Source organism: Bradyrhizobium sp. USDA3516 (assembly GCF_057651995.1).
This window is the reverse complement of sequence record NZ_JBYGYN010000003.1, coordinates 327,954-351,093: the sequence shown is the minus strand read 5'-3', so window position 1 is coordinate 351,093 and position 23,140 is coordinate 327,954. Positions and strand designations below refer to the sequence as shown.

Below are 23,140 nucleotides of genomic sequence, written 5' to 3'. Positions count from 1 at the left end.
TGTGGCTGCCGCCTGAGGCACTACCCTTTTGGTATACACGGCCGGCGGCCGCTGATATGATCCTCGGACGGTAAACGGCAGCTCGCCACCATACTCTGCGATGCCGGCCTTCTGATCGGACCTCGATCCCGCTCGCGCCTTTTCGCATTGCTCGACAGGAACGCTTAACAAGTTCGTCAACGGCTGCCGCCCCCCGCTCACATCAGGAGATGTGCCATGGCTGCATCGGACTGGCGTCTCGAAGGCGAATGGATGAAGAACTGCAGCTGCGCGTTTGGCTGCCCCTGCGATTTCAACGCACGGCCGACCCAAGGCTATTGCAAGGGATTGGTCGCCATGCGGATCGCCAAGGGACATTTCGAAGAGACCAGGCTCGATGGTCTCTGCTTTGCGATCACGGTCGATTTCCCCGGGCCGCTGCATGAGGGCAACGGGACAATCCAGCCCATCATCGACGAACGCGCCACGGCGGAGCAGCGTCAGGCGTTGTTCGATATCTTCTCCGGCAAGCATTCGGCCGAAGGCACGCTTTTTCGGATCGTCAGCATGATCGTCACCAAGATCCATGATCCCGTGTTTGTGCCGTTCGAGTTCTCCTTCGACAAGGACGGACGTGTCGCACGACTCGTTGCCAAGGGCGTGCTCGAGACCGATGTCGAGCCGATCAAGAATCCGGTGACCGGTGATCCGCACCGCGTCCAGGTGGTCATGCCCGAGGGGTTCGAACATCGGGCGGCCGAGATCGCATCCGCCGACATCCGCTCGACCGGCGCGATCCTGTTCGAGACCCGCGGTACGCATAGCTCGCTCGCCAACGTCGTGCAGACGCCCGAGGGCGTTGCGGCATGATGCGGCGCTGACACCGACACAAAACCTCGGTGTCAGCTCCTCGTCGCCATGGACAAGTCGATGCAGGGGCGCTCGATACTGGAACGCTTGCTCCACCGCGACCGGCTGATCGTCGCCATCGGGACCGCCGCAGTGGTGGCGCTCGCCTGGGCCTATCTCGCTGCCGGCGCCGGCATGGACACCGAGATGATGGCCGACATGCCGGACATGGCGCCGATGCCGTGGACGCCATTCTACGGCGCGCTGCTGTTCGTGATGTGGTGGGTGATGATGGTCGCGATGATGGCGCCGAGCGCGGTGCCCACCGTTCTCTTGTATGCGACCGTGAAGCGCAGGCAGGAGGCTGCCTCCCGCGCCGCAATCGACAGCTGGATCTTTCTCGCCGGCTATCTCGTGACCTGGGCCGGGTTCAGTCTCGCTGCGGTCCTGCTGCAAGGCGCGTTCGAACGCTTCGGGTTGCTGTCGATGGCGATGGCAAGCACCAGCGCGATTTTGGGTGGCAGTGTTCTGATCGCAGCAGGGCTTTATCAGTTCACGCCGCTCAAACAGGCCTGCCTGCGCTACTGCGACAGTCCGCTGTTGTTTCTCAGCCGACATTGGCGGCCCGGCACGAGCGGCGCATTCCGGATGGGACTTCGCCACGGCAGCTACTGCGTCGGTTGCTGCTGGTTTCTGATGGCATTGCTGTTCGTCGGCGGCGTGATGAACCTCGCCTGGATCATCGGCATTGCGCTCTATGTCGCCGGCGAGAAACTGCTGCCCTTCGGCCAACGACTAAGCTATGCGGCAGGCGCGCTCCTCGTCCTGTCCGGCACGATCGTTGTTGCGCGCGCGATGTGAAGCGGTCCAAAGATGGTTAAAATGTGCCGCTTGCGACATGTTGGTGTGCCTGATTGCTCAAATCCAGCCGGCCTCCGTGATGATACGGATGCTTTGAGCTGAAGAATTGAGCATTGCCCAAACAAAAGCTTAAGGCTGTTTCAGCTAGCTTTGCGCCATCAACAGCACCGCGCCCCGGCATCGAACCGCGGGTGCCCCCTGTGCAGTCGAGGCGGAGACAGGCGATGCCAATACTGCGGGCGAGCGCAGTTCTACCCTTGCAGCCGAAGCGGGGGTGCGCGTCGTGATTCCCGCAGGGGCAGTCCGCAAAGCCGGAAGAACGATCCTGCGGAATGGCCCGCTGCAGATCGCATTGTTCTTTCTGCCCCTGGTCTGGATCGGATATTTCGCAATCACCGCCTCTGAGCGGATGGATGCGATGCAGCAAGCGCGGTCGCACGGTAACAGCGTCGCCGAATTGTTCGAGGAGAACACCGAGCGCATCTTTGAGCGCGTGGATCAGTCGTTGCTGGTGGTCCGGGCACTTTACGCCCAGGATCCGGTGGCCTTCAGCCTGAAGTTCTGGTCCGACAAAGCCCGCATCGCCACCGGCGACGTGGTCCAGTTCGCTCTCATCGGATCGGACGGATTCATGATCGACACGACGGCGGGTTATTCCGGTCCGCCGCTCTATCTCGGTGATCGCGAGCACTTCATCCATACCCTGTCGCAGGCCGACGACCGCCTTTACGTGGCGAAGCCGGTGCTGGGCCGCGCGTCCAAGAAGTGGACGATACAGCTCGCGAGAAAGCTGTTCGACCTCGCCGGGAATCCGGTCGGCGTGGTTGTCGGCTCGATCAGCGTCGACGTCGTCGGCAGGTTCTACGACACCGCAAAGCTCGGCATCGGAGGAACGCTGGTGCTCAGGAATGCGAGCTACGTCGTGCTGGCCGCCCGGGGCGTGGACCAGGGCTCCGTGCTGGGACAAAGCGCGCCGGGCCGGGTCGCGGGCGAACTGGGCGACGGCTTCCATGCGCAATATTGGAACGAGAACCGACCGGGCCGCAGCGACCGGCTCATCACGGCGCGCAGGTCGCGCGCGTTTCCGCTCATCTTCACCGTCGGCATTTCGGAGGAGGAGATCTATTCCCGCTCCGCCTTCAGGCAGAAGGTCTATCTCGGCGGCGCGCTGCTGCTTACTTTCATCATCCTCGTCGCAACGATATTTCATTGGCGACGGCAGCAGGCGCTGGATCGCGCCCACCGCGAGCGGCGCGATTTCGCCAGCAAGTTCGAGGATGCGCTCAGGAACCTTCCCCAGGGTTTGAGCATGTTCGATGGCCGTGACCGCCTGATTGCGTTCAACCGGCAATGGCTCGAACTCTATGACCTCGTGCCGGAAGACATCCGGATCGGCATGGACTTCCGGGAGGTGTTCGCGAAGCAGACCGCCGTGCTCGACGTCGAGGCGTACCTCGTCGATTTGAAGAACCGGCTCGCCCAGTCGGAGCAAATCTCGAACACCGTGCAGTTTCCGGATGGACGGGTCGTCTACATCTCCTACGGCCGGCGCGAGGACGGCGGCTGGGTTGCCACGCATGAGGACATCACCGAGCGCAAGGCGTCGGCGGACCGCATCGAGCGGCTCGCGCATTACGACAGCCTGACCGGCCTTGCCAATCGCAACCTGTTCAAGGAGCGCATCGACGAGGCGCTGGCCCGCCCGCGCCGGCCGGAGCCCGCGTTCGCCGTACTCCTGCTCGATCTCGACAAGTTCAAGTCGGTCAATGATGCGCTCGGCCATCAATGCGGCGACGCGTTGCTGAAGCAGGTCGCCGACCGGATCAAGGCGCAGATCCGCGATGTCGATACGGCGGCGCGAATCGGTGGTGACGAGTTTGCCGTGATCGTGGCACCCGGCGGGGCCGCGATGCGCGACGGCGCTGCGAGCCTGGCCGCGCGGCTGGTCGAGGCCATTGCCGAGCCCTTTCACATCGATGGCCACCCCGTCGTGAGCGGCTGTAGCATTGGCCTTGCGCTCGTGCCCGAGCACGGCACGCGGGTCGACGAGATCCTTCGCAACGCCGATCTTGCGCTCTACAGATCGAAGAATGCCGGAAGAAACTGCTTCCACGTCTATTCAGCGGAGCTCAAGGCGGAAGCGGATCAGCGCAACGTGCTCGAGATCGAGCTGCGTGAAGCGATCTGGCGCGAGGAGATAGAGCTGTATTATCAGCCTGTGATCGAGCTCGGCACCGGTCGGGTCAAATCGGTCGAGGCCCTGGCGCGCTGGCATCACGGCACCAGGGGCTACATCCCTCCGGCGGAGTTCATTGCGGTTGCCGAGGCGGGGGGACTGATCGTGGAGCTCGGCCACCAGGTGCTCGCCAGGGCCTGCCGCGATGCGATGAGCATGCCGGGCGACATCAAGGTCGCTGTCAATCTCTCCGCCTTGCAATTTGCCAGCGCCAATCTCGTCGACACCGTGACCTTTGCGTTGACGCAGAGCGGGCTTCCGCAGACCCGGCTCGAGCTCGAGATCACCGAGAGCGTATTTCTCGCCGACACCGAGGAGAACCTCAGGACGCTCCAGCGCCTCAAGGCGCTCGGCGTCTCCATTGCCCTCGACGATTTCGGTGTCGGATACTCGTCGTTGTCCTATTTGACGGCCTTTCCTTTCGACAAGGTCAAGATCGACAAATCCTTCATCGACAGGATCGATCGCTGCGAGACCGTCGCCGTGCTGAAATCCATCGTGCAGCTGGCAAAGACGCTGAAGCTGTCGATCGTTGCCGAGGGGGTCGAGTCCTCCGAACAGGTCAGACGGCTCCAATCACTCGGCATCCCGCTCGGCCAGGGATTTCACTTCAGTAAGCCCGTGCCGCTTGCAAACCTCTCCTGGCAAGCCCCCACGGCGCGCCGGAAACGGCGGGTGGCGTGAGCTGAACGGCGCCGGCGTTTGTCATCATGACCCGCCACTATAGCCGCTTGGACTGAAGAGCAGTCGGGCTGCCGCGTCCTAAGCCGCCTCACCCCCGCCGCGCAAATACCAACTGCTTGACGTCGATCTTTCCGGCCCTGAACCCTGCCTCGCAGTAGCACAGATAATATTCCCACAGCCTGCGGAACGGCTCGTCGAAGCCGAGCGAGGTGAGGTCGGTCCATGCGCGGCTGAAATTGTCGCGCCAGAGTGAAAGTGTCCTGGCATAGTCCTGTCCAAACACGCGCTCATGAATCACGGGCACCTCGAAGCGTTCGCCGAGCGTGTGCAGGATATTGGTCGAAGGCAGCATACCTCCGGGAAATATGTACCTCTGGATGAAGTCCACGCGCTTGCGATAGAGGTCGAAGAGCTCGTTGCGGACCGTAATGGCCTGGATGCCCGCCAGACCGCCCGGTTTCAGCCGCTGGTACAGCTGGCTGAAATAGGCCGGCCAAAATTGCTCGCCGACGGCCTCGATCATCTCGATCGAGGCAATGCGGTCGAAGCGACCGTCCTGATCTCGGTAATCCTGCAGCCGCACCTCGACCTTCTCGGCGAGCCCGGCTTGGTGAATTCGCCGACTCGCAAATTCGTGCTGCTCCTTGCTGATGGTCAGTGCCAATACGCTGGCGCCGTAAGTCTTCGCGGCAAATTCGGCGAAGCCGCCCCAGCCGCACCCGATCTCGAGCACGGTCTGGCCGGGCTGCAGTTCGATGGCCTTTGCGAGCTGTTCGTATTTGTGTTGTTGAGCCGCGGGCAAGTCGGTCGTTTCGGCTGAAAACAAAGCCGATGAGTAGGTCATGCTGGAATCGAGCCAGGCGCCGAAGAACGCGTTGCCGAGATCATAATGCCTATGAATGTTGTGCCTCGACCCCCGTCTGGTGTTTCGGCGCAGCCGATGAAGGGCCTTTCGGCAGAGCCGGATCACCACATTCCCGGCAAAGGCGCCGTCAATAAGATCTTCGTTGAGGCAGAAGACGTAGAGAAGCTGCGTGAGATCAGGCGTGGTCCAATCGCCGCGTATGTAGGCCTCGGCCATGCCGATGTCGCCGCCCAGGACGAGGCTGCGCGCGAATCTGTAGTTGTTGAGCTCGATCGTGGCCGACGGACCCGGAAGCTGCCCACGCAAGCTAACGGTTCTGCGGTCGGGCAGGCGCACATGGACGGTGCCGTACTTCAGCTGCGACGCCAGGCGTAGAGCCAGCCGGGCAAGGAGTGGGACACCATCAAATTGAACGGCTCGATGAGCGGCTGCCAGGTCCATGGATCAAATCCCGCGTTGTTTCAAACGAGGCAAGTACGGCACACCTTTGAGCCACAGCCGCGTCGCTTCCCAATGAATGGCTGCGGTCACCTTGAACGTCAGGAAGGGCAGGCGGACGAGCGCCGCAAGCAGCGCGCGGCTGGTGAGCGCCCGGTGTCGTCCGCGGAAAGCTGCGGCGAACATCGCGCCCTGATCACCCGCCTGTACGATTCTGACCGTTACATTCTGCCCCGGCGGAGAAATGCTGAAGCGGTAATACGTCCCCATCTCCATGAAGGGTGAAACGTAGAACTCCTTGGCCTGGCCCTGTCTTATTGCGCAGCCCGTTGCCGCGTCCTGCACTGGCAGGACGTAGGAATGCATCTCTCCGAAGGTATTGCGGACCTCGTAGATCAACAACACAAGATCGCCAGATGCGCCATAGCAGAAGTAGATCGAAAGCGGGTTGAACACGTAGCCCAGCACCCGGGGATAACACAGCAGGAGGATTCGGCCCTCCGAGAGGTCGATGCCGCGCTCCGCGGCCATGCGCCGGACGTATTGGCTGAGGCTCGCGCCTTTGCCGTCGCCGTGATCGCGCTCGTGGAAGCTGAAGGGGGCTGCTCGATTGACATCGAACAGCCAGGACTGGCGAGTTGCCTCATGCAAGCGGTCGAGGTCGATCAAGAGGCTCATCACGCGATAGGTGAACCGGTGTTGCACAGGCCGCCAGCGTGCGTGCATCACCTTTCCCCAATAGAGCGCGGCGGGTGCCGTCGCACCGTCCGCTTTGTCGGGGTTGGTTCGGATCATCGGGCTACTCGGCAGCTTGGACCAGCAGCGAGTCCGACCGCCGCCAGGGAGCCTGGCCCCCCAATGCCTCGGCAACGGAGATGCCGGACTGCAAGCCGTCCTCGTGAAAGCCGTAGCCGGTCCACGCACCGCAGAACCAGGTCCGACGCCGGCCCTGAATTGCGGGGAGCCGTCGCTGCGCCGCCAACGCAGCCAGGTCGTATTGGGGATGAGCAAAGCTGAACTTTGCAAACGTCAAGTGATCCGCCGGCTCGAAGGGAGGGTTGAGGCTGACGAACAATGGCTTGCGGTCGTCGATGCCCTGCAGCCGGTTCATCCAATAGGTCACCGCAACGTCGTTCTGAGCCGGCGTTTGTCGCGGCCATTGCAGGAAATTCCAGGAAGCCCAGGCTTGGCGGCGCCTGGGCATGAGATTGCGATCGCGATGAAGATAGATCGTGTTCGGAGCGTACCTGATCGCGCCCAGAATAGACCGCTCGCGGGCATCGGCATCCGACAGCGCGGCCAAGGCCTGATCGCTGTGGCAGGCCATCACCACCGCATCGTAGGTTTCAGCCCCGCCATGAGTGTCGCGGATGGTCACGCCATGCTCCGCCCGGTTGACCGACGTCGCGGCGCAGCCTAGCCGAATGTTGTCCTTGAACAAAGCGGTGAGCTTGTCGACATAGCGCCGGCTGCCGCCCGCGACGGTCCGCCAGCGCGGCCGGTCAAGGTGCAGGAGCCGGTGATTGTCGAAAAAGGCGACAAAGTTCTCCGCCGGAAAGGACAGAATGTCGGCCGACGAGGACGACCAGATGGCCGCTCCCATCGGTCCGAGATAATCGGCGAACAGGCGGGGTCCGAATGATTGCTTGCGCAGATACTCGCCGAGCGTCAACCGCTGCAGCCTGCCGGCGCGCAAATCCGTCACGCTCTGCCGGTTGAACCGCACCACTTCGGCCAGCATGCGAAAATATGACGGCGATCCGAGATTGCGCGGTTGTGCGAACAAGCCGCAGGCGGTTTGGAGAAGAGTCTCGCCGCCGCCCCGCCATTCGAACCGGCCGTGGTCGGCAGACATGGCGAAGCTCATGCAGGTCTCGACGGTCTCCACGCCCAGGTGCGCGAACAGCGCCGTCAGCTGCGGATAATTCGTCTCGTTGTAGACGATGAAGCCGACATCGACGTCGATGGGCTCACCGTCATAGTCGATGCGAACGGTGTGGCTATGCCCGCCCGGCCGCAGCTCCCGCTCGTACACCGTCACTGCATGGCGTTTCGACAGGAGCCACGCGGCAGCGTTGCCGGCAATTCCCGTCCCGATCACGGCTAAACGCATAACCTCTCGCCCCCAATGCTGTCGCCAGCTACGGTCGTTGAAGAATGATCTGACAGGGAAACGTCTGCCACTATGGTACGGATCACTCCGCCGCCAGGTCCGTCGTCGGACGTGAAACCGGCTCTTGCAGCCGGCGTATCGATGGGATGTCAGCTGCGGGTAAGGCATGATTCCAGTGCAGGTTCAGGCGATCGGCGGCATGGCGCTGGCATTCTGTCTCTTGATGGGACTGGCCTGGGTGGTCCAGCAGCGCACCGGCAATTCCGGCTGGGTCGATGCAATCTGGTCCTACGCGACCGGTCTCATCGGTGCGGCTGCTGCCGTGTGGCCGCTTGACGGCTCCCTCCCGGCTCGCCAGGCGCTCGTTGCAGGGCTGGTGCTGCTTTGGTCGTTGCGGCTCGGGACGCACATCGCGGCTCGCTCCTCCGCCGGGATCGACGATCCCAGATACGCGAACTATGCACGCCAATGGGGAGCGGATGCCCCGCGCCGGATGTTCTTCTTCCTGCAATCGCAAGCGCTGGTCTCGCTGCCGCTGCCGTTCGCCGTGTTCCTCGCAGGCCACGCACCGGCGCCGGGACTGCGGCTGCAGGATTATCTCGGGGTGGTGATCATCCTGGTTGCCGTCGCCGGCGAGGCCTTGGCAGACCGCCAGCTGCGGCGCTTCAAACACGATGCGTCGAGTAAGGGGAAGGTCTGCGACGTCGGGCTCTGGCGCTGGTCGCGCCATCCCAACTATTTCTTCGAATGGCTGGGGTGGCTGGCTTACCCCGTCATCGCGCTCGAACCCGGATACCCGTGGGGCTGGGCCAGCCTGGCGGCGCCAGTTATCATGTATTGGATCCTTGTGCATGTGACCGGGATACCGCCGCTCGAGGAGCAGATGCTGCGGTCGCGCGGCGACCTGTATCGGCAGTATCAGGCCCGGACCAACGCATTCTTCCCATGGCCGCCCAAACAGGCGCTGTGATTCGGTGTATCGCCGCGGCGGCCATGACGGACATGCGTGCGCTCGTGTGATCCGGCTTGAATTTACGGGCGTTATCTCTGGCTACTCGACAATCGGCCAGATGCATTGCACGGGGAATGCGGACATGAATCTTCTCTTCACCTATCTTGCCGTTGCCGTGACCTTCGTTGCAATCGACATGATCTGGCTCGGGATCATGGTCGAGCGGCTTTATCGGCCGGTGATGGGCGATATGTTGCGAGCTGAGCCCAACCTGCCCGCCGCCGCGGTCTTCTATCTGCTGTATCCCCTCGGCTTGATCTGGTTCGCCGTGCTGCCGGCACAGAACGACGGCAGCGCGCTGCGCGCTTTCACCTCCGGCGTGCTGCTCGGCTGCTTCACTTATGCGACCTATGATCTCACCAATCAGGCGACCTTGCGGAATTGGTCGACCGGACTGACCCTAGCCGACGTCTGCTGGGGATCGTTGCTGGCTGGCGTCAGCTCCTGGATCGGATTTCTCGTCGCGCAGAAGCTGGCCCACTGAACGTGCGCCGCTCGACGCGCACAAAGCCGAGTTGATGTCGGGCATTCGTGTACAGGCGGGTCAGGTCGAGCTTCGCCCTCCGAGCCGGTCGAGCGTGTCCCTGGTATCCGCGATCTTGTCGGTCAAGGATATGAATGCAATCTGGGCCTGCGCTCTTGTCTCGTCGTCGAGCAACAGGCATGCGAGGTCGACCAGCTGATGGCCCATGCGTTCCATGGCGGCAAGGAGTCCATCGAGGCCGGCCCCGGGATCGTCGGGCGCAAACCGCTCGACCTCGCTGATGATGGCTTCGAGCCGCGCGACCGAAGAGACAAGCCGGTCGTTGCGCCCACGCTCGGGAAACTCGATGATCTCCGCGGCCATGCCTGCATTCTCCGCTTCAGGCCGCTGCCGCTGCCGCGAGGCAATCCTTGCGTACCGCCACGATGGTCCGGTGCAGCCAGGTCTTGACGGTGCCAACCGGCACACCGAAGCGTCGCGACAAGCTCGCGCGGCTCTCGCCTTCGAGGTAAGCCAGAGCCACGAGCCTGCGGCGATCTTCGGGAAGCCGCGCCAGGACCGCGCGTGCAATCGGTTCGGCGCGGGCGTAATCGAAATCATCGGCGGCCGAGGTACCGGACGCCGATGCAATCAGGAGCGCCTCGTCCAGTTCGTAAGTCGGCTGCCTTCGGATCCGCAAATGGTCGATTGCGGTATTCCGGACGATTGCGGACATCCACGCCAGAGCCGGTGCCCGCCTGGAATCATACCGTGTAGCGTTGCGCCAGATCTTCAGGAAGCTTTCCTGGAGGATGTCGTCGACGTCATCGGGCGCGGCGCCAACGGCCAGCACGATCCTGCGCAACCTGGCGCGTGTCAACGCATGAAGTTCCGCGAAGGCCCGCATCTCACCCGAGGAAACGCGCGCCAGCAGTTCGGGTAACCTCTCGCTCCGCACCTGACTTGCCAGGCTTGAACAGGCCATGTCCCGTCTCCCTTGCGTTTGTTGCAGAACGCTTCGGGGGCAGAACCGGATCACTCCGGAGGAGAGGAGGGAATGAGAATCAAAGCCGCACGAATGGCGCGATCAGACGGCCGAGCAAGCCGTTCATGCGCAGGTCGCCGGTCATAGCGACCAGGCACAGGCATGGTCCTTCTTTGCCCACGATCGGACGATGCTCGACCTCGTCGTCGCCGTAATCGAAATCACCGGGACCAAACCGACCGCCCTCGTGGCTGAAGCTGCCTTCGAGCACGAGCGTGAGCTCGGTGCCGGTATGCGTATGCTCGAGCATGCGCGAGCCCGGCGCGGACCGAAGCAGGAAGGCGCGCGCCTTGCCCGAACCGGAAAGCTCGATCGGCCGCATGCTCAGACCGGGCGCGACACGCCGGCGCTTGCCGATGCGGTAGTTTCGCAGGGCCGGCGGAATATCATGGTCCGCGGCGAAGGCGGGAGGAGGAGCCGCACTGGCGGCGGGAGAATTCTCAATTCGCGACATGACGCGGTCGAACGCATCCGGCGCGGTCGGCACCGGCTCGACCTCCTCCAGCGCCGCGCCCGCAAGCTGCTCTATGGCCCGCACGAAGCGGGTGCACCGTGCGCAACCTGCCACGTGCACACCGACCACCAGCTGATGGGCCTCTTCCAACTTGCCGGCCGCGAAATCGGCCAGAAGATCTTCAGGCGGATGGTGGCTGATCGTCATGTGTCTTCGTCCAAGATGTCTCTCAACCGGTTCATCGCCAGTCTTATCCGCGATTTCACCGTACCGAGCGGAATACCAAGCAGGCTCGCGATTTCAGGATGCGCCTTCTCCTCGATGAACGACAGCCTGACCACCATGGTCTGCTCTGCCGAGAGTTGCTTGATGGCGGCTTCGATGCGCGCGGCGTCTTGTCCGCGGGAAATGACGGCGTCTGCAGGTTCGGCCGGGTCTGGTGCATCAGGCAGCTCGGAGACGGCTTCCAGGCGGTCGCTCCGTGCTCTGCGGCGGAGCAGGTCAATCCGCAGATTGCGCGCGATCGTGAAGATCCAGGCCGCCGCTCCGGCAGTGGCGGGATCGAACAGGCCTGCTTTCCGCCACACGGCGAACATCGCGTTTTGCGCGATCTCTTCCGCCTCGTCGGGGCTGCACCCGGCCTTCTGCATCAACCCCTTGATACGGGGCGCGAAATGCTCGAATAGCCGCTTGAAGGCCTCCCGGTCGCGGTGAGAGGCGACGTGTCCGATCAAATCAGCCCAGTCCACCTTTGCCTTCGGCCCTTTGCTCGCACCAATCGACCGCCGCGCCTCGAAACGCCGGGTCAAACCAGCCTCAGCCCGGATTGGCACGTCCATAGCCCGGATAGCAGCGATCATAGCGCCTCGACAAGCGACCTCTGAGGCTGACAACGGGCGGGAACGACCGTCGGATCACCGTGAGCTGCTCAATTGTCGGTTCCGAGCCTGCGCCCGCGCGCCCGCCCGTCCTGGCACTTCCCTTGCTCAGTCTCGACCCAAGCCCGGGCCTCGGCGGAGAGGCCGTTTCAGGTTGAGGCAAGTGATGCAGGAAGTGTCCCGTTCTGGTGCTGCTGACGAACTCCGGCTCGACGCGTTGATCGCCGATCTATGGTGGCGCGTTCGGCTGATTAATACCGACATTCTCGAGGAAGAGGCGCGCGCCGGGGTGTTCGACCCGGGTCAGCCGACCTATCCGCTTCTCGCGGCCAACCTTCGCGCCCGGCGCGACAATCTGGTCGCGACGATCGGCGTGCTCGAGCAGCGGGCGAGATCGGTGTCGGAAGCGGCTTGACGACGGCCTTGAGGGCGCGCAGCTACCAGTTCACGCGCAGCGTGCCGGTTCCGGCATAGCTGGCGGCATGGCTTGCGAACTCGCCGTCGAATTTGGCGAGCAACGACACTCCGTTCGCAAATCTCAATTCGGTGCCGGCTGAGGCAAGCGCGGAGTCCCTCGCGGGCGCGGCCCCGTTCACGACGAAGCTGGCGCCGGGCAGCGCCTGAAATACGGCGGTGAGCGAGGGATCGCTGACCCAATCATGCGCCCAAGCGAGCCTGCCGCGTAACGTCAGGATCGCGGACGGACCGGTCAGCGCAACGTGGTCGAGGCGCGCGCCAAGCTCGCCGCGCACGGCGGTGGCCGAGCGGGCATTGTAGGTGAGGTTGAAGCCGCCGCCGCCCGGGTCGGACTCCGTGTAGGTCGGGGTGCGGAAGCCCTGCGCCTGGAGCGCGCCGTAGGGCGTGACCGCAGATGCAGGCGTGCCGAGGCGATAACCGCTCTCGACGCGGGCGCCGATGCTCTGGGCGTTGAAGCTCGCGGTGAGATGATCGCCGAGCGGCGCGAACCGGTCCGTCGACGTCCAGTGATTGGCGAAGGCGAGCGAGGCGGCGAGGTAGGCCGGACCCGAGCGTGCCGCGCCATAGACGCCGGCCTGAAAGGCATCGCTCTTGCCGCCGCCGAGGCCCTGCGCGAGATCCCACTTGGTGCCGCCGCCCGAAAGCGCAAAGCCGATCACCGCGTCGCGGCTGAGGCGGTAGTCGAGGCCGGCGGCGACGCCGGCGACGCTCGCCGTCAGGTCGTGGCTGCCGACGACGATGGGATCACCGCTCGTCTTGTTATAGCCGCCGAAGCCCGCGCCCCAGGCGGTCCAGCGCTGCTCGAAGCCGGCAGGTGGCGATGCCTTGGACGGTGGCGCCTTCATCACCTTGGCATAGGCCAGCGCGATGTCCTCGGGCAGCGCGTCACGATCCGGCGCAAGGCCCAGCGGCAGGCTGTTCGCGTCACCTGCGCCGCCGCGGCCGTCGACGAACGGATCGATCATCAGGCCGAGGAATTGGCCCATGAAGCGGAACGCGCTTTGCTGCGCGCCGGTGGCAGCTTCGCCCGACAATTGCGACAGGGCGTTGGCGAGATTGCCGCCGGTGAGCCCGTAGATGCTGACGAAGCCGGGCGGCAGCGCGCCGCCATTGTTGAAATAGGTGTTCAGCCCGGTCGCGACGTTCTGCTGGTTCTGGTTGAGTCCGCTGGCGCCCAGCTGGCCGACGAGGTTCAAGACCACGTCATTGCCGGCGTAGCCGAGACTGGCCCTGAATCCGGCCGGCAAGCCGCTCGTCGACAAGCCGTCGAAGGTGGTGCCGCCCAATCCGCCCGCTGCCGAAAGGATCGTGTAGCTGCGCGTGACATAGCTTCCCGGAGCGAGCGATGCCTGAACGGTGCCGGCCAGTGTCGCCGTGCCGCCCGCGATCACGATCGCCTTCGATGCGGTCGATGGATCGACCTGCACGAGATAGAGGGCGCCGGACTGGAAGGCGAGATTTCCAGCAATTGTCATGGTGCTGCCGGCCACGCCGGAGCCCGGGGCGAACTTGCCGCCCGCCGCGACCGTCGTGCTTCCGACTGTGCCGGTGCCGGTGAGGAGGCCGCCATTGTTGACGGTCGTGAGGACCGAACTGGCGGTCGATCCGTTCACCACCAGCGTGCCATTGACCGTCGTGGCGCCGGTATAGGTGTTAGCACCGGACAAGGTCAGGATGCCAGTGCCGCCGAACACTGCCCCTGCGGCCACAAGCCCGGTCGCGCCGGTAATAGCGCCGCTCGATTGACCGCCGCCGATGGTGATCGCGCCGTTGTCGCCGTTGACGGTCCCTGCCGCCTGAAGATTGCGGACGGTTTTCACGCCCGTGCCGAAATCGAGCGTCGCCCCCGCTGCGACGTTGGTCGCAACGGCGATGCCGGCGTATGCGCCCAGAATGGCGCTGTTGGGCGCAGCGCGCAACGTTCCGCCGAGAACGTCCAGGGTGTAAACGAACGGGCCGTTCAGAGCGGAAAGTCCGCTCCATTCGATGACGCCGGTGTTGGCCGCTTCACCGAACCGGACGGCCACGGCATTGCCGGCGACGGAAAAGGCGCCCCCTAGATTCAGCGTGACGCCGTTCGAGGCGATGATATGCGAAGCCGCACCGGCATCGACCACGAACCCTTCCGAGAGAGCGCCGCTGACATTCGCACGCAGGGTCCCGCCCTGGAAACGGACAAAGCCGCTGCCAAGCGCATTGAGATTATTTAGCTCGACTGTTCCGGCAGCCAGGCGGGTCTGGCCGGCGTAGGTATTGGCGTTGTCCAGCTGCACCGTGCCCGGACCGATGAAGTTCAGATCGCCGGCGCCCGTTATGGTGGTCGCGTTGCCGAACCGGAGGAACTGGCCCGTTGCGACGTTCACGTCGAGGTTCGAACTCAGATTGACGACGACCGGCCCGATCGTGTTGGCCGCCTCCGCAAAGAACGGCGTCTGCGTGTTCGAGGCTGTCACCGCCAGAAGCGCGTTGCCTGCGACCACCTGGAAATTGAGCGTGCCGGCGGCGCCATTGGAGTTGGCGATCACGTAGCGCGTGGCGGACTGCAGGCGGAGCGTTCCGACGGTGTAAGTGTTGTTGCCGAGGTCGATGGCATAGGCGCCGGCAGGCGGCGTGCCGCTGAAGATCGCTTCCGCGCCGATGGAATTCGGCACCACGTTCGGCGACCAGTTCGTCGCGGTTCCCCAGGCGCCATTGTTGCCATTGCCCGAAATCCCGATCCACACGCTTTGCGCCGAGGCGATCCCGGGAAAGGAGGAAAGCGCCGTGGTGACGAGGAGCGCTTGCCCGAGCAGCGATATGTGACGAGGCGCACAGTTCGTTGCGATCGGCAGGCGGGAAGAAAGCGACATCGCTCCGTCACATAAGCCTGTTGTGCATCCTGAACCTTCGCTGGTGCGCCGACGCTGCGTGTCCGGCCTTCAGGATCCGAATGTTTCCGACGAGCGACGATATCTGGCTCGGCAAGACAGTGGCAACAAGGAACGATCGATGGCACGCAGCAAAAGCGCGGGAGTGGCATTACAGCCACGGTACACCCCGAGAATGGGGCATATGTCCGCGCGGATAGTCCCGGTCGTCGTCGCGATGCTGGCCGACGCGACACTGATCATGTCCATGACGTCTCGCGTTGCATGACGCGAAGTTGCCAAGCCCGCCGCCACCGCGAACGATTGCGCCGGCGGCCGCCCATCGATCTTCACGTCGGGCGATAGCCCTGGGTCGGATGCTGCGTTTCGGGCGAAACATCCGAGATCGCTGCGCATGGCGCTCATGTCATTTACGCTTGTGAAGTCGGAACACGAGCCAGGCCGGTGCCCTCATGCTATTGCTGCCATCGCATCCCCGCGAGGCCGCCATGCTCCCCATTCCCGCCGATATTTTCACCGACCCGAGGACGTCTCGCCCGACGGCCTGGCCAATCTCGGCCCGCTTCGGCGTCTTGCCGGCACCTGGCAGGCGGACAAGGGCATTGACATCAATCCGAAGGCGGAAGGGCCGGAGCGGCGGACCTTCATCGAGCGCATCCGCATGGATCCGATCGATCCGCAGGCCAACGGGCCGCAGCTGCTGTACGGCCTGCGCTACCACATCCACATCAACACGCCCGAGGAGGACATCACCTTCCACGACCAGGTCGGATACTGGCTGTGGGAGCCGGCGACCGGGCTGATCATGCAGACGCTGGCGATCCCGCGCGGGCAGGTGCTGCTGGCCTCGGGCAAGGCCGCGCCGGATGACAAGACGATCTCGGTCACCGCCAAGCGCGGCGACACCGCCTACGGGATCTGCTCGACCGATTTCCTGGAACAGGCCTTCCGCACCGATGCCTACCGCTGCGACATCACCTTCAACGACGACGGCAGCTGGACCTATCTGATCCAGACCGAGTTGTTCGTGCGCGGCGCGCCGTTCAATCACCATGACACCAACACGCTGCAGCTCATCGCGCCGCCCAGGCTCAATCCGCTGGCGGCGATCGTGAACGATCGTGCGGCGCGCGGTGGATCCGCGGCCTGAGCGCTGCCCGGAGGATCGCATGAAGCCCCACGTCATCTGCCTGATGCACTCCAGCCTCGACGGGCGCACGCATCCCAGCCGCTGGCGTCCGAAAGGCGCGGGCACGGACTGGTTCGAGAAGATCCACGACGAGCTTGGCGGCGATGCCTGGGTGATCGGCCGCGTCACGGGTTCGGAGTTCGCCAAAGGCAGGCCCTATCCGCCGACAGACGCGAAACTTCCGCGCGAAAACTGGTTCGCTCGGCGCGATGCGAAGACCTACGGCGTCGTGCTTGATGCGGACGGCAAGATCGGCTGGGGGCGCGCGGAGATCGGCGGCGATCCGATCATCGTCGTGCTGACCGAGAATGTCCCGGATTCGCATCTCGCGGGTCTGCGCGGCGAGGGCGTGTCCTACATCTTTGCCGGCAAATCCGAGATCGACCTCGCCCTGACGCTGGACATTCTCAGCCGCGAGCTCGGCGTGAAGCGTCTGCTGGTCGAGGGCGGCGGCGTCGCCAACGGCGCGTTCCTGCGCGCCGGCCTCATCGATGAATTCAATCTGATCCTCAGCCCTGCGATCGACGGCGCGAAGGGCGCTCCCTTCGTGTTCGATTCGACCGAGGCGGACAGCGACCGGCGCGCGCCGATCGCCGCGATGACGCTGGAGAGCACGCGCGAGCTCGGCGGCGGCGTCCTGCTGCTGCGCTATCTGATCCAGAACGATCCGCAAGCCGTGAGCCGGTAACGCGCGGCCATGTCCGATCGCTCCGAGCACATCGTCATCGTCGGCGCCGGCGCGGCCGGCCTGATGGCGGCGCGCGAGCTGGCGCGTGCCGGCCGCAAGGTGACGATCCTGGAGGCGCGTCAGCGCTGCGGCGGCCGCATTCATCCGCTGCCGGCCTCGCAGTTCGGCTATGCCGCCGACGGCGGCGCCGAGTTCGTCCATGGCGAGGCGCCGGTCACGCGCGCATTGCTGCGCGAGGCCGGCCTCTCGCTTTCCGAGATCGAAGGCGAGCAGTGGCGCTTTGACGGGACGAAGCTCACGCGCGAGCGCGACGATCCTCATGAGGCGGAGCTTCAGGCCAAGCTAGCGGACTTGAAGGAGGACCTCACAGTCGCCGACTTCCTGCGCCGGCATTTTGCCGGCGACGACTACGCGCCGCTGCGCCGTTCGATCGAGCGGATGGTCGAGGGCTATGACGCGGCCGATCCAGAGCGAGCCTCCACGCTGGCGCTGCGCGCGGAATGGATGGACGGTGGACACGCTCCGCAGGCGCGCATCGAAGGCGGCTATAGCGCGATGATCGAGGCGATGGCGGCCGACTGCCGCAGGCACGGCGTCACCATCCGCCTCGGCTCCGTCGTGTCGGCCATTGCGGAGGAGGGCGGCGCGGTGGCTGTTCGCTGCGCCGGCGGCGATGTGCACGCCTGCGACCGCGTGATCCTCACCGTGCCGCTGCCGCTGCTACGCGGGATCGCGCTGCCGGCAGGCGCGCGTGCCAAGCTGGCCGCTGTCGACGACATCGGCTTCGGCAACGTCATCAAGATCCTGCTGCGCTTCGCGCGGCCATGGTGGCGCGAGCGTAAGGAAGACCTCGCCGACATGACCTTCTTGTTGTCGGACGAGGCGATCCCGGTCTGGTGGACGCGCTATCCGGACCAGCATCCGGTGCTGACGGGCTGGTTCGGCGGCCCGCGCACGGCGGAGCTGGAAAGCCTCGACCCGCAAGCATTGATCGATGCCGGGCTCGGCTCGCTCGCCGCAATCTTCGGCCTGCCGCGCGATCACATCGCGCGCGAGCTGGTGGCGTCCGCCGCGACCAACTGGGCGCATGATCGCTTCGCGCGCGGCGCCTATTCGTGGGCGACGCCGCGCACGCGCGCGGCACAAGCGATCCTCGCGCGTGGCGACGGCTTGGTGCTGTTTTCCGGTGAGCGCTCTATCGCGGCCGCGACATGGGCACGGTGGAAGCGGCACTCGCAAGCGGCCTCGAGACGGCGTTCACAATCCTGCGGGGACAATGAAAAGAGGCCCGCATCTGATGCGGGCCTCTCGTCGCCTATCTTACCAGCGGCTGGCGTGTTTTACCAGCGGCCGCCGCCGAAGCTGAACGTCACGCCGGGGCCTCCGCCGTAATAGCCGTACGGTCCGCCGCCGTAATAGCCGTGGTGCCGCGGATAATAGCCGTAGCTTCTGTAATAGGGCCGGTAATAGCCGTGATGATGCCGCCAATGATGATGGCGGTGTCTGCGGTGCGCGCTGATGTCGGTGGTCTGGCTTTCCTGCGCGGTCTGCTTGGCACTCGTGCTGCCGGCCGCGCTTGCCGATCCGCCGGCCAACGCGGCAGCACCGAGGGCGATCGCGGCAATGAGATATTTCATGTCATCACTCCAGTTGAAGGTCGTGTGACAACACATGAGCATTCCGCGCGTTCCTGCCCGTGCGGGCGTCGAAACGACGCAGATTTCAGTTCCTCGATGAACGCATGTTAACGTTCGTGAACGAGAGAAGGTCGCGCGTTCTATCGTCGCATGAGCGAGCGGCGCCATTCGACTCCGTCCAGCGCATCCGGACGCGAGAGAGGCGCACGCAGATCTTCGCAAAAACTGTCACGGATGCGGATCGGGAAAGCCGTGCCGATCCGATAGCGCAGTGAGGATCGCGTCCTTGTCTGCGATAAAGGCGCGGCCATGATGGCTGCCAGTCTGATGCGGCGAGGTCGCGCCAGTGGCGAGCACGAGCAGCGGCAATGATTGATTCTCTTCGCCGACCAGCGCGATCACGGATTGCCGCGGCCGTGGCCATGCGATTCGTTCGACGTCGAGCTTCCCGGCGAGTTCTGGAAACGAGGCCAGCACGCCCTCGATCAGCGCGCAGTGCCAGCAATAGAAGCGCTGGCCCGGGAAGGCAGGATCCTCGAAGCCGGGACGCAGCAGAAACAGGCGGTCACGTTTCATGGCTCGCTCCGTGGCGTCATCGCGATCGTACACGCTGGGGGCGGATGACCAGGCTACTTGAACGGATCCTGGATCGACGGTGCCGATTGCCGGATGCGGCGCACGCTGACCGGGCTGCCGTCCGAGACGAACAGCAGCTCGTATTTGCGGCCTTCGCTGTCGGTTGCCGAGCAGGTGACGTCGTTGACCTTCCTGGCGGCGAAGTTGCCGGTCTGGCGGCAGATGCCGGTCGAGGTCTGCTCGGCCGGCACCGGCAGGCCGTCGACCTTGGGGCGGTTCTTGGAGTTGAGCAGCACGCGGTCGATCCGCAGCTCGTAGGAATTGTCGTCGGCGCGCTTGCCGTTCTCGCCGGAGAAAGACACCACATGGCTGTCATCGGAGGGATCGTCGACCGCCACCGCGAAATTGACCCGGCCCGAGTCGCCGTGGGCATAGGCCACCGTCTTGCACGGCAAGGTGCGGCCAGCGACGCTGAATGTCTTGCACTGGCCGGACATCAGCGCCAGGAGATCGATGAAGGCGTTCGGCCGCGCGGGCGGATTGTTGACCGGAATGGGTGTGGAAGTCTCGGCGAAACAAGGGCTTGCCGCGACCACCAGCAGCGCGGCGAGGACCAATCGGCGAAGGCGCATCAATGGGCTCATGAGCCAGGGGGCCATGGCGGCGGAGTTCCGCACCATAACCATCGAACCGCAAAATGGTTGCGATCCCGTTTGTGCCGCAAGTCCCGTCTGGAATACCACCGCGTCCACCCTGACGGCGATTCGTTCAAATCGCCCGATCCATCCCGGCGGGCACATGCCATCAGGGCGGTGTTTTTTTCGTGGCGGAGCTAACCCATTGCAGCCTGCCAGCGCCTGTCGCGCAAGGAGGGGCGGCGGTGCAGGCGGGCTTCCAGCACGGCGCGGGCGCGGGGCAGGTCACCGCTGCGCATGAGCGCGACGACATAGGTGTCCTCGATCAGCTCGCGCTGGGCGTGACTGCCGCCGATGCGCACGACCTCGCCGAGCACCGGCGCGAGCACCTGCACGCAGGTCCGATAGTCCTCGTCGGCGAAAGCCGCGAGCGCCCGGAAGATCGCCGGCACCACCGGTCCGGCCGGCAGCTTGCCGTCGGCCAGCCGCTGCTCGATCACCGCAAGGCGGGCCGCGAGCGATCCGCGATTTTGCGTCGCCGCCGCGAACAGCGCCATGTGGACGTCGGCAAAGGACAGGCCCGATTTCGGAAACAGTTCTTGCGCGGCCGCGTCGGCTTCCAGCCACAGCGCCTGCGGCACCGCGTGACCGTAAGCCGACAGGCGCCAGAGCAGCGAGGCGCTGTCGGTGACCGCGTTGAGTGGCGGCGCCTGCGTCACGCCAGGCCGAAGCACGTCGGCATAGATGGCCAGAGCCCGCGCCGCATCGCCATACTCGAGCGCGCCGAGCGCCTGATGCCAGCTTATATGGCCGTGGAGGATGCCGGCGCGGTCGTAGGCCGGGAGCCATTCGTCGACGAGACGATCGGCGTCCTCGATCGATCCATCCTCGAACATCGCATGCAGCACCGCGTGCGCGGCGTGGGCATTTTCCCGGCGCAGATTGAAGCCGCGCTCGGTGACGGCGCGGCCGCGCGCGACGTCGCCATTCTCCGTCATCGCCCAGCCGGACATGGTCAGGAACCACCAGTCCTCGCCGTAGTGTGGGGCGACGCGTTCGCAGAGCTCGTGCCGGGCGCGATCGTGGTCGGCCATGCCGGAGAAGGCGAACAGGCCGAACGCGCCGAGCGGCAGCGACAGCACCAATGCGTCGCGCGGCCATGCGTCGATGTGCTTCAGCGTCGAGGCGATCGCCTCCGGCAGCCGGCCCTCGATCGCGAGCGCCAGCGTCTCGACGTGGGAGCGCTCGCGCTCCGTGCCGCGCTTCGCCACCAGCTCGCGGGCCCGCGCCGCCTTCTGCCGTGCCAGATCGCCCTGCTGGTAGAAGGCATGCACGCGGCCGCGGGCGATGTGGGCCAGCGCGAAATCAGGATCGGCGTCAATGGCGCGCTCGAAAGCCTCGGCCGTACCCTGCCAGCTCGCGAGCAGGAGGTCGACGCCCTCCCGGTAGGCATCCGCCGCTTTGTCCGATGACGTCGTGAAGGCATTCCCGTAGCGATCTTCATGCATCATCGGCGCTCCCCTCACGCCGTCCGCGCGCGGCGGCCTTCGATCGGATAGGCCGGGTCGTTATAGCCCGGCGTCGAGGGATGGCCCGGCGTCACCAGGCGGTCGATCAGTGCCTCGTCCTCCGCGGTGAAACGATAATCGAGCGCGCTGATGTAGCCGTCCCATTGCTCCTCGGTGCGGGGACCGGCGATCACCGACGAGACGAACGCGGAGTTGAGCACCCAGCCGACCGCGAACTGGCCGGCGGTGATGCCTTTGTTCTCGGCGTGAGCCTTGATCTGCTGCGCGAGCTGAAGCGATTCCGGCCGCCATTCGGTCTGCATCATGCGGGTGTCGTTGCGCCCCGCGCGCGTCTCCTTGTCGGGCGCCGCATCGGGCCTGTACTTGCCGGTGAGCACGCCGCGCGCAAGCGGGCTGTAGGGGACGATACCGAGGCCGTAATAGGCGCAGGCCGGAAAGTGCTCGACCTCCGGCATGCGGTTCATGGCGTTGTAATAGGGCTGGCTCACCGCGGGCCGGTCGATGCCGAGCCGGTTGCAGATGTTGCAGATCTCGGCGACGCGCCAGGCGCGGTAGTTGGAGACTCCGAAATAACGCACCTTGCCGGCGCGGATCAGGTCGCCCATCGCGCGCACCGTCTCTTCGAGCGGCGTCGCATGGTCTTCCTTGTGCAGATAGTAGATGTCGATGTGATCGGTGCCGAGCCGCATCAGGCTCTCGTCGGCCGCCTGCAACACCCAGCGCCGCGACAGCCCGCCGCGATTGGGATCATCCCCCATCCTGTTGGCGAGCTTCGTGGCGAGCACCCAGGCGCCACGATTGCGCGCGATGGCGCGGCCGACGACCTCCTCCGAGCCGCCTTTCGAATAGGCGTCCGCGGTGTCGATGAAGTTGATCCCGGCGTCGTGGGCCTTGTCGATGATCCGCTTTGACATCGCTTCGTCGGTCGGCCCGCCGAACATCATGGTGCCCAGACAAATCGGCGAGACTTTCAGGCCGCTGCGGCCGAGCTGGCGGTATTGCATGAGCGAGTCCTCGGTGGTGGTTAAGGCCAGCATAGCCAGCAACGCACGTCATTGCGAGCGCAGCGAAGCAATCCAGAGATGCATCCGCGGAGAGATGCTGGATTGCTTCGTCGCAAGAGCTCCTCGCAATGACGGCGGTGAGTGCGGTGTGCAGCGTTGGCGGCTTGCTGACCGAACAGCTACCCCGGCCCCTTCAGGATCTTGAACACGCCGTTCGCCATCACGATGCAGCGGTCGTCCACCGTCACCTCGGTGCTCATGAAGATCAGGCTGCGGGTCGAACGCACCACGCGCGGACGGGAGATCAGGGTGTCGCCGATCTGGCCGGCCTCGACGAAATGGGTGTCGAGCTGCACCGTCGCCAGGTACTCCTTGCCGGAGACGTAGCGGGCCGTCATGCCGCAGGTGCGATCGGCGAACGTCATCATCACGCCGCCCTGGACCATGCCGCGGCGGTTGTGGTGCTTGTCCTCGGTCGCCAGCGCGAACTCGTAATGACCGTCGACCTTGCGCTCCCACAACGGGCCGATCAGGTGCAGGAAGCCCGTGGTCTCCAGGATGCTCCAGCCCTCTGATTTCAGCCTTGCGGCGGCCTTGCTGGTCATGTCGTCGTTCGTCCTTGCAACGCGATGTCTCCTCGTTTCATCAGATGCGGTCCTGG

At 64.8% G+C, this 23,140-nt stretch carries 21 protein-coding genes and 2 pseudogenes; 9 read left to right on the top strand and 14 right to left on the bottom strand.

What is annotated here, in order from left to right:
* Positions 1-216: 216 nt before the first annotated feature.
* The 3 genes from AC24YW_RS11875 (at position 217) to AC24YW_RS11865 (ending at position 4,609) form a co-directional block, all read left to right on the top strand.
* A complete protein-coding gene (locus tag AC24YW_RS11875; protein WP_487482903.1) occupies positions 217-849 on the top strand; it encodes a DUF1326 domain-containing protein in 633 nt (210 codons plus the stop codon).
* A 48-nt stretch (positions 850-897) separates the two neighbouring features.
* Complete coding sequence (locus AC24YW_RS11870; protein WP_487482902.1) at positions 898-1,689, top strand: DUF2182 domain-containing protein; 792 nt, start codon at positions 898-900, stop codon at positions 1,687-1,689.
* 352 nt (positions 1,690-2,041) lie between these two features.
* Positions 2,042-4,609, top strand: coding sequence for a bifunctional diguanylate cyclase/phosphodiesterase (locus tag AC24YW_RS11865; RefSeq protein WP_487482901.1), 2,568 nt, complete (start codon positions 2,042-2,044; stop codon positions 4,607-4,609).
* An 88-nt stretch (positions 4,610-4,697) separates the two neighbouring features.
* Here AC24YW_RS11865 and AC24YW_RS11860 read toward each other — a convergent pair whose 3' ends face one another.
* Genes AC24YW_RS11860 through AC24YW_RS11850 form a run of 3 tightly spaced genes read right to left on the bottom strand, consistent with a single transcriptional unit; the run spans position 4,698 to position 8,025 of the window.
* Positions 4,698-5,915: a class I SAM-dependent methyltransferase gene (locus tag AC24YW_RS11860; protein WP_487482900.1), complete on the bottom strand. Its 1,218-nt coding sequence runs from the start codon at positions 5,913-5,915 to the stop codon at positions 4,698-4,700.
* A 3-nt stretch (positions 5,916-5,918) separates the two neighbouring features.
* Positions 5,919-6,707 carry a DUF1365 domain-containing protein gene (locus AC24YW_RS11855; protein ID WP_487482899.1) on the bottom strand — a complete coding sequence of 263 codons (789 nt, stop codon included), beginning with the start codon at positions 6,705-6,707 and terminating at the stop codon, positions 5,919-5,921.
* A 4-nt stretch (positions 6,708-6,711) separates the two neighbouring features.
* Positions 6,712-8,025 (bottom strand): NAD(P)/FAD-dependent oxidoreductase, encoded by a 1,314-nt coding sequence (locus AC24YW_RS11850; RefSeq protein WP_487482898.1) that lies wholly within the window; start codon positions 8,023-8,025, stop codon positions 6,712-6,714.
* A 166-nt stretch (positions 8,026-8,191) separates the two neighbouring features.
* Between AC24YW_RS11850 and AC24YW_RS11845 the strand changes: the two genes are divergently transcribed.
* Together AC24YW_RS11845 and AC24YW_RS11840 are read left to right on the top strand one after the other, a co-directional pair.
* Positions 8,192-8,995 (top strand): DUF1295 domain-containing protein, encoded by an 804-nt coding sequence (locus AC24YW_RS11845; RefSeq protein WP_487482897.1) that lies wholly within the window; start codon positions 8,192-8,194, stop codon positions 8,993-8,995.
* Between the two features lie 124 nt (positions 8,996-9,119).
* Positions 9,120-9,521 (top strand): DUF2177 family protein, encoded by a 402-nt coding sequence (locus AC24YW_RS11840; RefSeq protein WP_487482896.1) that lies wholly within the window; start codon positions 9,120-9,122, stop codon positions 9,519-9,521.
* Positions 9,522-9,581: 60 nt separating this feature from the next.
* On the opposite strand, the gene AC24YW_RS11835 is transcribed toward AC24YW_RS11840, so the two are convergent.
* The 4 genes from AC24YW_RS11835 to AC24YW_RS11820 form a co-directional block, all read right to left on the bottom strand.
* Positions 9,582-9,884, bottom strand: a complete 303-nt coding sequence (locus AC24YW_RS11835) for a hypothetical protein (protein WP_487482895.1) — start codon at positions 9,882-9,884, stop codon at positions 9,582-9,584.
* A 16-nt stretch (positions 9,885-9,900) separates the two neighbouring features.
* Positions 9,901-10,485, bottom strand: a complete 585-nt coding sequence (locus AC24YW_RS11830; protein WP_487482894.1) for an RNA polymerase sigma factor — start codon at positions 10,483-10,485, stop codon at positions 9,901-9,903.
* A gap of 79 nt (positions 10,486-10,564) precedes the next feature.
* Positions 10,565-11,206 (bottom strand): ChrR family anti-sigma-E factor, encoded by a 642-nt coding sequence (locus AC24YW_RS11825; protein WP_487482893.1) that lies wholly within the window; start codon positions 11,204-11,206, stop codon positions 10,565-10,567.
* Positions 11,203-11,748 carry a sigma-70 family RNA polymerase sigma factor gene (locus tag AC24YW_RS11820; protein ID WP_487483295.1) on the bottom strand — a complete coding sequence of 182 codons (546 nt, stop codon included), beginning with the start codon at positions 11,746-11,748 and terminating at the stop codon, positions 11,203-11,205. The genes AC24YW_RS11825 and AC24YW_RS11820 overlap by 4 nt, the downstream gene beginning before the upstream one ends.
* A 295-nt stretch (positions 11,749-12,043) precedes the next feature.
* Between AC24YW_RS11820 and AC24YW_RS11815 the strand changes: the two genes are divergently transcribed.
* Positions 12,044-12,292, top strand: coding sequence for a hypothetical protein (locus tag AC24YW_RS11815; RefSeq protein WP_487482892.1), 249 nt, complete (start codon positions 12,044-12,046; stop codon positions 12,290-12,292).
* A gap of 22 nt (positions 12,293-12,314) precedes the next feature.
* On the opposite strand, the gene AC24YW_RS11810 is transcribed toward AC24YW_RS11815, so the two are convergent.
* On the bottom strand, positions 12,315-15,203 hold the full coding sequence (locus AC24YW_RS11810) for an autotransporter outer membrane beta-barrel domain-containing protein (protein ID WP_487482891.1): 2,889 nt from the start codon (positions 15,201-15,203) through the stop codon (positions 12,315-12,317).
* 506 nt (positions 15,204-15,709) lie between these two features.
* Between AC24YW_RS11810 and AC24YW_RS11805 the strand changes: the two are divergent.
* The 3 genes and pseudogenes from AC24YW_RS11805 (at position 15,710) to AC24YW_RS11795 (ending at position 18,378) form a co-directional block, all read left to right on the top strand.
* A pseudogene (locus tag AC24YW_RS11805) lies at positions 15,710-16,371 on the top strand (FABP family protein).
* Positions 16,372-16,390: 19 nt separating this feature from the next.
* Positions 16,391-17,098: a RibD family protein gene (locus tag AC24YW_RS11800; RefSeq protein WP_487482890.1), complete on the top strand. Its 708-nt coding sequence runs from the start codon at positions 16,391-16,393 to the stop codon at positions 17,096-17,098.
* A gap of 9 nt (positions 17,099-17,107) precedes the next feature.
* Positions 17,108-18,378 (top strand): annotated as a pseudogene (locus AC24YW_RS11795) (flavin monoamine oxidase family protein).
* Positions 18,379-18,438: 60 nt separating this feature from the next.
* On the opposite strand, the gene AC24YW_RS11790 reads toward AC24YW_RS11795, so the two are convergent.
* From AC24YW_RS11790 to AC24YW_RS11765, 6 genes are all read right to left on the bottom strand, one after another.
* Positions 18,439-18,735 carry a hypothetical protein gene (locus AC24YW_RS11790; RefSeq protein ID WP_487482889.1) on the bottom strand — a complete coding sequence of 99 codons (297 nt, stop codon included), beginning with the start codon at positions 18,733-18,735 and terminating at the stop codon, positions 18,439-18,441.
* Between the two features lie 228 nt (positions 18,736-18,963).
* Complete coding sequence (locus tag AC24YW_RS11785; RefSeq protein WP_487482888.1) at positions 18,964-19,311, bottom strand: DUF3088 domain-containing protein; 348 nt, start codon at positions 19,309-19,311, stop codon at positions 18,964-18,966.
* A gap of 53 nt (positions 19,312-19,364) precedes the next feature.
* A complete protein-coding gene (locus AC24YW_RS11780) occupies positions 19,365-19,943 on the bottom strand; it encodes a hypothetical protein (protein ID WP_487482887.1) in 579 nt (192 codons plus the stop codon).
* A 200-nt stretch (positions 19,944-20,143) separates the two neighbouring features.
* On the bottom strand, positions 20,144-21,457 hold the full coding sequence (locus AC24YW_RS11775; protein ID WP_487482886.1) for a tetratricopeptide repeat protein: 1,314 nt from the start codon (positions 21,455-21,457) through the stop codon (positions 20,144-20,146).
* A gap of 11 nt (positions 21,458-21,468) precedes the next feature.
* Positions 21,469-22,479: an aldo/keto reductase gene (locus tag AC24YW_RS11770; RefSeq protein ID WP_487482885.1), complete on the bottom strand. Its 1,011-nt coding sequence runs from the start codon at positions 22,477-22,479 to the stop codon at positions 21,469-21,471.
* 179 nt (positions 22,480-22,658) lie between these two features.
* A complete protein-coding gene (locus AC24YW_RS11765; protein WP_036014328.1) occupies positions 22,659-23,084 on the bottom strand; it encodes a PaaI family thioesterase in 426 nt (141 codons plus the stop codon).
* Positions 23,085-23,140: the final 56 nt, after the last annotated feature.

What these genes read in the sequence shown, in the direction of transcription:
- AC24YW_RS11840 (WP_487482896.1), top strand. Translation starts at nt 9,120, where the DNA reads ATGAATCTTCTCTTCACCTATCTTGCCGTTGCCGTGACCTTCGTTGCA.
- AC24YW_RS11860 (WP_487482900.1), bottom strand. Translation starts at nt 5,915, where the DNA reads ATGGACCTGGCAGCCGCTCATCGAGCCGTTCAATTTGATGGTGTCCCA.
- AC24YW_RS11780 (WP_487482887.1), bottom strand. Translation starts at nt 19,943, where the DNA reads ATGCGCCTTCGCCGATTGGTCCTCGCCGCGCTGCTGGTGGTCGCGGCA.
- AC24YW_RS11775 (WP_487482886.1), bottom strand. Translation starts at nt 21,457, where the DNA reads ATGATGCATGAAGATCGCTACGGGAATGCCTTCACGACGTCATCGGAC.
- AC24YW_RS11855 (WP_487482899.1), bottom strand. Translation starts at nt 6,707, where the DNA reads ATGATCCGAACCAACCCCGACAAAGCGGACGGTGCGACGGCACCCGCC.
- AC24YW_RS11815 (WP_487482892.1), top strand. Translation starts at nt 12,044, where the DNA reads ATGCAGGAAGTGTCCCGTTCTGGTGCTGCTGACGAACTCCGGCTCGAC.
- AC24YW_RS11825 (WP_487482893.1), bottom strand. Translation starts at nt 11,206, where the DNA reads ATGACGATCAGCCACCATCCGCCTGAAGATCTTCTGGCCGATTTCGCG.
- AC24YW_RS11800 (WP_487482890.1), top strand. Translation starts at nt 16,391, where the DNA reads ATGAAGCCCCACGTCATCTGCCTGATGCACTCCAGCCTCGACGGGCGC.
- AC24YW_RS11850 (WP_487482898.1), bottom strand. Translation starts at nt 8,025, where the DNA reads ATGCGTTTAGCCGTGATCGGGACGGGAATTGCCGGCAACGCTGCCGCG.
- AC24YW_RS11875 (WP_487482903.1), top strand. Translation starts at nt 217, where the DNA reads ATGGCTGCATCGGACTGGCGTCTCGAAGGCGAATGGATGAAGAACTGC.
- AC24YW_RS11785 (WP_487482888.1), bottom strand. Translation starts at nt 19,311, where the DNA reads ATGAAACGTGACCGCCTGTTTCTGCTGCGTCCCGGCTTCGAGGATCCT.
- AC24YW_RS11790 (WP_487482889.1), bottom strand. Translation starts at nt 18,735, where the DNA reads ATGAAATATCTCATTGCCGCGATCGCCCTCGGTGCTGCCGCGTTGGCC.
- AC24YW_RS11765 (WP_036014328.1), bottom strand. Translation starts at nt 23,084, where the DNA reads ATGACCAGCAAGGCCGCCGCAAGGCTGAAATCAGAGGGCTGGAGCATC.
- AC24YW_RS11835 (WP_487482895.1), bottom strand. Translation starts at nt 9,884, where the DNA reads ATGGCCGCGGAGATCATCGAGTTTCCCGAGCGTGGGCGCAACGACCGG.
- AC24YW_RS11810 (WP_487482891.1), bottom strand. Translation starts at nt 15,203, where the DNA reads ATGTCGCTTTCTTCCCGCCTGCCGATCGCAACGAACTGTGCGCCTCGT.
- AC24YW_RS11845 (WP_487482897.1), top strand. Translation starts at nt 8,192, where the DNA reads ATGATTCCAGTGCAGGTTCAGGCGATCGGCGGCATGGCGCTGGCATTC.
- AC24YW_RS11770 (WP_487482885.1), bottom strand. Translation starts at nt 22,479, where the DNA reads ATGCAATACCGCCAGCTCGGCCGCAGCGGCCTGAAAGTCTCGCCGATT.
- AC24YW_RS11830 (WP_487482894.1), bottom strand. Translation starts at nt 10,485, where the DNA reads ATGGCCTGTTCAAGCCTGGCAAGTCAGGTGCGGAGCGAGAGGTTACCC.
- AC24YW_RS11870 (WP_487482902.1), top strand. Translation starts at nt 898, where the DNA reads ATGGACAAGTCGATGCAGGGGCGCTCGATACTGGAACGCTTGCTCCAC.